Source organism: Microbacterium sp. zg.Y909 (assembly GCF_024626565.1).
In genome coordinates, this window is record NZ_JANJFJ010000231.1 from 1 (window position 1) to 7,012 (window position 7,012).

Genomic DNA, 7,012 nt, shown 5'->3' on the forward strand with positions numbered 1-7,012 from the left:
TGCGAGGCCAGCGGCGAGCCGAGGGCGGCGATGTCCCACGCCCACAGCAGGTGGTTGTCGACGAGGCCGTACATGCGGGTCGCGGCGGCGTAGGGCTTGGTGGATGCCGAGCGCATCACGGCATCCGTCGCGATGTCGATGCGGGGGCCGCGCACCTGTCCCATGTACAACTCGCTGACGCCGTCGGCATGCACGAGGGCGACCTCGATGGCGAAACCGCCCTCTGGGGTGCGCATCGCTTCGATGTCGTCGACAGTGCGCGGCGGCGCCTCTGCCGTGGCCGGGAGCAGTCCGGGCCCCGCGTCGGACGCGGTGGCGGGACGACCCAGACGCCAGAAGCCGGTCTCGGCGACCAGCGGCGTCTGCGGCTCGGTGAGCAGGCGTGCCTGCGCGGAGTAGTTGAGGTAGTCGCCGCCGTCGTGGCTGAAGCTCACGCGGTGCGAGAACTCACCCTCGAGGCGCAGCCCGTCTGCCGTCTCGTAGTCGATGACCCCGGTGCCCTCCCAGACGCCGAGCAGCCACGACAGCGGTACGAGGTCCGCGGGAAGGTCGGTCGGCAGCTCGATCACGGGGCAGCCGTCAGCGCTGGCCGCGGTAGAGGTTCTTGACGACCACGGCCGACACGAAGGCGATCGCGAGCCCGGCCAGGCCGAGCAACCCGACGAAGAACATCTCGAGGGCAAAGAGATCCATGGTGCCCACTCTACGCCGGAACGAGGGTCGCCAGACCGAACCCGAACCCGATGACCCCCATCACCAGCAGGGCGCCGAGAATGCTGGCGGCCATGCGCTGCGTGAAGTTCTGCGACCGGCCGTACGCCAGCTGCACCGCGAACGAGAGCACGAGGCATCCACCCAGCGCCACGGTCACCCACGGGGCTCGCCACTCAGCCGGGGCGAAGATGCCGATGAGAACGGCCGCGACGGCGGCGACGACCCACACGGCGACGATGCCCCCGAAGGTGCGCCGTGGTGCCAGCTCGGGAATGGTCATGGATCCATTGTTACGCACCGGCCGCCACTCGTGCGGGAGCGGTGCCAGCAGGTCGAGCACCGCGCCCTAGGATGGGGGCACGACGCGGCCCGCCGCGCCTGGGAGGATCTTCTTTTGGCCCAGCTTCTCGTGCTCAGCTCCGCGCCCGGCGGCACCCCGCCGCTGCCCGCGCTCGAACTTCTGAGCCACCGCGTCCGCCAGATTCCCGCCGAGCCCGCGCAGCTGGTGAACGCCCCCAGCGCCGACGTCATCTTCATCGACGCCCGCTTCGACCTCGTGGGCGCGAAATCGCTGTGCAAGATACTGACCACCACGGGCCTCGACGCTCCGCTCGTGCTCATCGTGACCGAGGGCGGGCTCACGGCGGTCTCCACAGACTGGGGCATCGACGATGTCATCCTCGTCTCGGCCGGTCCCGCCGAGGTCGACGCGCGGGTGCGCCTCGCGGTCGGCCGCCAGTCGGCCGAGCAGGTCTCCACCCGCATCCAGACCTCCGGCATCACGATCGACGAGTCCTCCTACTCCGCGAAGGTCCACGGCAAGCCGCTGGACCTCACGTACAAGGAGTTCCAGCTGCTGCACTTCTTCGCCACGCATCCTTCCCGGGTGTTCACGCGCGAGCAGCTGCTGAGCGAGGTGTGGGGCTACGACTACTTCGGCGGCACCCGCACCGTCGACGTGCACGTGCGGCGCCTGCGTGCCAAGCTCGGCGACCTCGAGCAGCTCATCGGCACGGTGCGCAACGTGGGGTACCGCTTCAACGTCTACGACGACGACGACCAGGTCCCCGCGCCTCGCGAACGATCGCAGGCCTGAACGGATCGGCATGCGTCCCCGCCGCTGCCCCGGCCCCTGACATGATGGGCTGATGATCCACTCCGAAGCACTCGACAGCGGCCTGGGCGACGCCGACGACGACGACTTCGACCAGGCCGTCGAGACGTACGATTCGCGCCTGCCCGAGAACCGGTACCTCGACCGCGAGCTCAGCTGGCTCGCGTTCAACCGGCGCGTGCTCGAGCTCGCGGAGGACCCGTCACTGCCGGTCCTCGAACGGGCGAACTTCCTGGCCATCTTCGCCAGCAACCTCGACGAGTTCTTCATGGTTCGGGTGGCGGGCCTCAAGCGCCGCATCGTCACGGGACTGGCCGTGCCCACGAACGTCGGCCGCTCCCCGCAGGACGTGCTCGGCGACATCTCCGCCGAGGCGCACGCGCTGCAGCTGCGTCACGCCGACGCGTGGACGACGCTCGTGCGTCCGGCGCTGTCCGAGGTCGGCATCGACATCGTGACGTGGCACGACCTCAGCGATGAAGAGCGGACGCTTCTGTACGAGTACTTCCAGGGGCAGGTCTTCCCCGTGCTCATGCCGCTGGCCGTTGACCCGGCCCACCCCTTCCCGTACATCTCGGGGCTGTCGCTGAACCTCGCCATCCGCATCCGCAACGCCCGCACCGGTCGCCAGGAGTTCGCGCGCCTGAAGGTGCCGCCCATGCTCCCCCGGTTCGTGCCGGTGCGCAGCGACGGCGAGACCGTGCGGTACATCCCGCTCGAAGACCTCATCGCCCACAACCTCAAGGATCTCTTCCCCGGAATGGAGATCCTCGACCAGCACGCCTTCCGCCTCACCCGCAACGAAGACGTGGTCATCGAGGAGGACGAGACCGAGAACCTCATCCAGGCGCTCGAGGCCGAGCTGCTGCGGCGCCGCTTCGGTCCGCCCATCCGCCTCGAAGTCGGCGACGACATGGACGAGCTGACGCTGGACCTGCTCATCAACGAGCTCGACATCACCCAGCAGGAGGTCTATCGTCTCCCCGGTCCGCTCGACCTGCGGGGTTTGTTCGACCTCGCGCGCATCGACCGGCCCGAGCTGCACTACCCACCCCACGTGCCCACCACGGCACCGGCTTTCCAGCCGGTGGAGCAGAACGGCCGGACCGACCTGTTCGCCGCGATCCGCAAGGGCGATGTGCTGGTGCACCACCCGTACGAGTCGTTCACCACGAGCGTGCAGGCCTTCCTCGAGCAGGCGGCCAAGGACCCGCACGTGCTCGCCATCAAGCAGACCCTGTACCGCACGTCGGGCGACAGCCCGATCGTGAAGGCCCTCATCGATGCGGCCGAGGCGGGCAAGCAGGTGCTGGTGCTCGTTGAGGTCAAGGCGCGCTTCGACGAGGCCGCCAACATCGTCTGGGCCCGCAAGCTCGAGAAGGCCGGCGTGCACGTCGTCTACGGCCTCGTGGGGCTGAAGACCCACTGCAAGCTGCTGCACGTGATCCGCCAGGAAGACGGCGCGCTGCGCAGCTACAGCCACATCGGCACGGGCAACTACAACCCCAAGACCAGCCGCCTCTACGAGGACTTCGGCCTGTTCACGATCGACGAGCAGGTCGGCCGTGACCTCACCCGCCTGTTCAACGAACTCAGCGGCTACGCGATCGAGAAGAAGTTCAAGCGCCTGCTGGTGGCCCCGCTGCACCTGCGCAAAGGGCTGCTGCGGCTCATCGACGCCGAGCGGCGCAACGCCCTCGACGGCAAGCCCGCGTCCATCCGCATCAAGGTCAACTCGATGGTCGACGAGCAGATCATCGACGCGCTCTACCGCGCGAGCCAGGCCGGCGTGAAGGTCGACGTGTGGGTGCGCGGCATCTGCTCCCTCAAGGCGGGGCTCGACGGTGTCAGCGAGAACATCACCGTGCGCAGCATCCTCGGTCGCTACCTCGAGCACTCCCGCATCTTCGCCTTCGAGGGCGGCGGCGACCCGCAGGTGTACATCGGCAGCGCCGACATGATGCACCGCAACCTCGACCGGCGCGTCGAGGCGCTGGTGCGAGTCACCCAGCCCGCGCACGTCAAGGAGCTCGTCGACCTGTTCGACCTCGCGATGAGCGACCGCACCAGTTCGTGGCACCTCGGCCCCGAGGGCGAATGGACCCGGCACCACCTCGACGCGAAGGGCAAGCCCCTGGCCGACCTGCAGGACCAGACCATGGCGGCGATCCAGCGACGTCGGCGCGTGCGGGCGGTGCGATGACCGACCTCGCCGTCTACGCCGCGGGCGGCGTCGTGTGGCGCGTCGTGGACGGCAAGCTGCGCGTGCTGCTGATCCACCGCACCCGCTACCGCGACGTCACCCTCCCCAAGGGCAAGGTCGATCCCGGCGAGACGCTGGCCGAGACAGCGGTGCGCGAGATCCATGAGGAGACCGGCATCCGAGTCTCCCTCGGCGTCGCACTGGGGGTGTCGCGGTACCGGCTGCCGAGCAAGAAGCAGAAGATCGTGCATTACTGGTCGGCGCAGGCGACCGAGGCCGCGATCCGCGCGTCGACGTTCGTGCCGAACAAGGAGATCGCGGCGCTCGAGTGGGTGAGCCTGAAGAAGGCGCGCGCGCGGCTGAGCTACCCGGTCGACATCGAGATCCTCGACGGGTTCGCGCAGTTCGTCGATGACGGGGTGCTGGAGACGTTCCCCCTGATCGTGCTGCGTCATGCCAAGGCGGTACCGCGGGAGGACTGGAAGAAGGCCGACGCGAAGCGGCCGCTGTCACCCAAGGGCGTGCGGCAGGCCGCGGCGCTGGTGGGCCCGCTGTCGTCGTTCGGGGTGCGGCGCATCGTGACCAGCCCAGCCGAGCGGTGCACGGCGACGGTGGCGCCGCTGGCGGCCGCCCTCGAGCGGCGCGTCGAGCTGACCCCGCTGATCAGTCAGGATGCCTGGGAGGACGGCCGCTCCGACGCGCGCGCCGTGGTGGGCGAACGCGTGCGGGCGCGCAAGGCCGCGGTGCTGTGCAGCCACGGTCCGGTGCTGCCCGAGATCCTCACCGAGATCGCGCTGGCGACGGGGACGATGCGGGGTTCGTACCTGGGAAGCGCCTCGGCGCTGGAGGTCGGGGCCTTCTCGGTGGTGCACCTGTCGGCCACGAACCCGGGTTCCGGCATCGTGGCGATCGAGACGCACGTCCCGAACCCCTCCCGCTGAGTCTGCCGCCGCCGGCGAGTGAGTATTCGTGCTGCCGAGCGCGGGGGCTGTTCACCTTTCGTTCACTTGGAAAGCGCACTCTCGTAACAGTCGCTCTCTACCGTCGCGGCGGGTTCCTTACGCGGGCCCGCCCGACACCGAAGGATCACAGTGAAGCTCCCCCGTTTCGCCCAGATCGGCGCGCTGACCGCCGTGGCCGCCCTGACCCTCACCAGCTGCGCGGTCAACGAACGCAACCTCGGAGCCGTCAGCGACAGCGATCTGTCCGGCGACATCGCCGGCGCCGGCGCTTCGTCGCAGGAGGTCGCCGTGCAGGCGTGGACCGCGGGCTTCCAGACCGCCAACCCCGGCGTCGAGGTCACCTACGACTCCGCCGGCTCGGGCGCCGGCCGCGAGTCGTTCCAGGCAGGCGCCGTCGCGTTCGCCGGCTCAGACCGCGCCTTCACGACCGAGGAGCTCGAAGGCACCTTCGCCGGCTGCACCGAGGGTTCCGACATCCTGCAGCTGCCGACCTACATCTCCCCCATCGCGGTCGTCTTCAACGTGGCCGGCGTCGACTCCCTCGACCTGGATGCCACCACCCTCGCGGGCCTGTTCTCGGGCAAGATCACGAACTGGAACGACCCGGCCATCGCCGCGCTCAACCCCGATGTCACGCTTCCCGACCTGCCCGTGACCGTCGTGCACCGCGCCGACGACTCCGGCACGACCGAGAACTTCACCGACTACCTCTACCAGGCCGCCCCCGCCGAGTGGACCTGGGAGCCCGACGGCGTCTGGCCCGCCACCGGCGCCGCGAACGAAGCGGGTCAGGGCACCTCGGGCGTCATCTCCTCGGTCACCGCCGGCAACGGCACCATCGGCTACGCCGACGCCTCCCGCGCCAGCGAAGAGGGGCTGTCGACGGCCGCGATCAAGGTCGGGGACGAGTTCGTCACGTACTCCCCCGAGGCCGCCGCGGCCGCCGTCGACGCCTCGGAGTTCGAGGAGAACCGCCCTGACGGTGACCTCGCCGTTGCGCTTGACCGTACGACGGATGCCGCCGGGGTCTACCCCATCGTGCTGATCAGCTACATGATCGCGTGCGCGGAGTACAAGAACGCCCCCGCCCCCGTCGTCAAGGGCTTCCTCGAGTACGTTGCGAGCCCCGAGGGACAGGATGCCGCTGCGGCCAGCGCCGGCAACGCGCCCATCTCCGACGCGCTGCGCGACCAGATCAACGACGCCATCGACCTCATCGTCACCGAGTGACCGCCTTCTTCCCTGCCCCGGCGCGTCCGGGGCCGGGCAGCACCCCGCTCTCCGCACCCGAGAACAGGACCCCATGACCACCACCACCGCCCCGGCCGACCAGGCCACGACCGGCAAGCCTCCGCAGCGCGCGGGCGACCGCTGGTTCTCGGGCGCCGCGCTCTTCGCCGGATCCATGATCCTCGCGACGCTGGCCGCGGTCGCGATCTTCCTCATCGTGCAGTCCATCCCCGGTCTGACGGCCACCAGCGAAAATGCCTCGCTGCTGACGACCAACTTCTGGGACTACGTCTGGCCGCTGGCGTTCGGCACCGTGTGGGCGTCGTTCCTCGCGCTGGTCATCGCGGTGCCGCTGTCGGTGTCGGTGGCCCTCTTCATCTCGCACTACGCCCCCCGCCGGCTGGCCGCGGCCCTCGGCTATGTCGTCGACCTGCTCGCCGCGGTGCCGTCGGTCGTCTACGGCCTCTGGGGCATCCTCGTGCTCGCCCCCACCGTGCAGCCGGTCTACGACTGGCTCGTCACCAACGCGGGCTGGTTCCCCCTCTTCGCCGGCCCGGTCTCGCAGACCGGACGCACCATCTTCACCGCCGCGATCGTGCTCGCCGTCATGATCGTTCCGATCATCACCGCGATCTGCCGCGAGATCTTCCTGCAGACCCCGCGTCTGCACGAAGAGGCAGCGCTGGCCCTGGGCGCGACCCGCTGGGAGATGATCCGCATGGCCGTCTTCCCGTTCGGTCGCTCCGGCATCGTCTCGGCATCCATGCTCGGTCTCGGCCGCGCGCTCGG

General features: G+C 69.5%; 7 protein-coding genes. 5 read left to right on the forward strand and 2 right to left on the reverse strand.

Translation table 11 applies throughout. From position 1 onward, the window contains the following. Together NQ160_RS15460 and NQ160_RS15465 are read right to left on the reverse strand one after the other, a co-directional pair. On the reverse strand, positions 1-569 hold a 569-nt coding region (locus NQ160_RS15460), incomplete at its 3' end, for an FABP family protein (RefSeq protein ID WP_257516074.1). A 134-nt stretch (positions 570-703) separates the two neighbouring features. Further along, positions 704-994, reverse strand: coding sequence for a hypothetical protein (locus tag NQ160_RS15465; protein WP_257516075.1), 291 nt, complete (start codon positions 992-994; stop codon positions 704-706). Between the two features lie 114 nt (positions 995-1,108). Here NQ160_RS15465 and NQ160_RS15470 point away from each other — a divergent pair, with 114 nt between their 5' ends. From NQ160_RS15470 to pstC, 5 genes are all read left to right on the forward strand, one after another. Then, complete coding sequence (locus tag NQ160_RS15470; protein WP_257516076.1) at positions 1,109-1,810, forward strand: response regulator transcription factor; 702 nt, start codon at positions 1,109-1,111, stop codon at positions 1,808-1,810. A 52-nt stretch (positions 1,811-1,862) separates the two neighbouring features. Next, a complete protein-coding gene (locus NQ160_RS15475; protein WP_257516077.1) occupies positions 1,863-4,031 on the forward strand; it encodes an RNA degradosome polyphosphate kinase in 2,169 nt (722 codons plus the stop codon). Further along, positions 4,028-4,972 (forward strand): NUDIX hydrolase, encoded by a 945-nt coding sequence (locus tag NQ160_RS15480; protein ID WP_257516078.1) that lies wholly within the window; start codon positions 4,028-4,030, stop codon positions 4,970-4,972. The genes NQ160_RS15475 and NQ160_RS15480 overlap by 4 nt, the downstream gene beginning before the upstream one ends. Positions 4,973-5,122: 150 nt before the next feature. Then, a complete protein-coding gene (gene pstS, locus NQ160_RS15485) occupies positions 5,123-6,223 on the forward strand; it encodes a phosphate ABC transporter substrate-binding protein PstS (protein WP_257516079.1) in 1,101 nt (366 codons plus the stop codon). A gap of 73 nt (positions 6,224-6,296) precedes the next feature. Continuing rightward, positions 6,297-7,012 (forward strand): phosphate ABC transporter permease subunit PstC (pstC, locus tag NQ160_RS15490; RefSeq protein WP_257516080.1); only part of this gene is annotated, 716 nt, incomplete at its 3' end.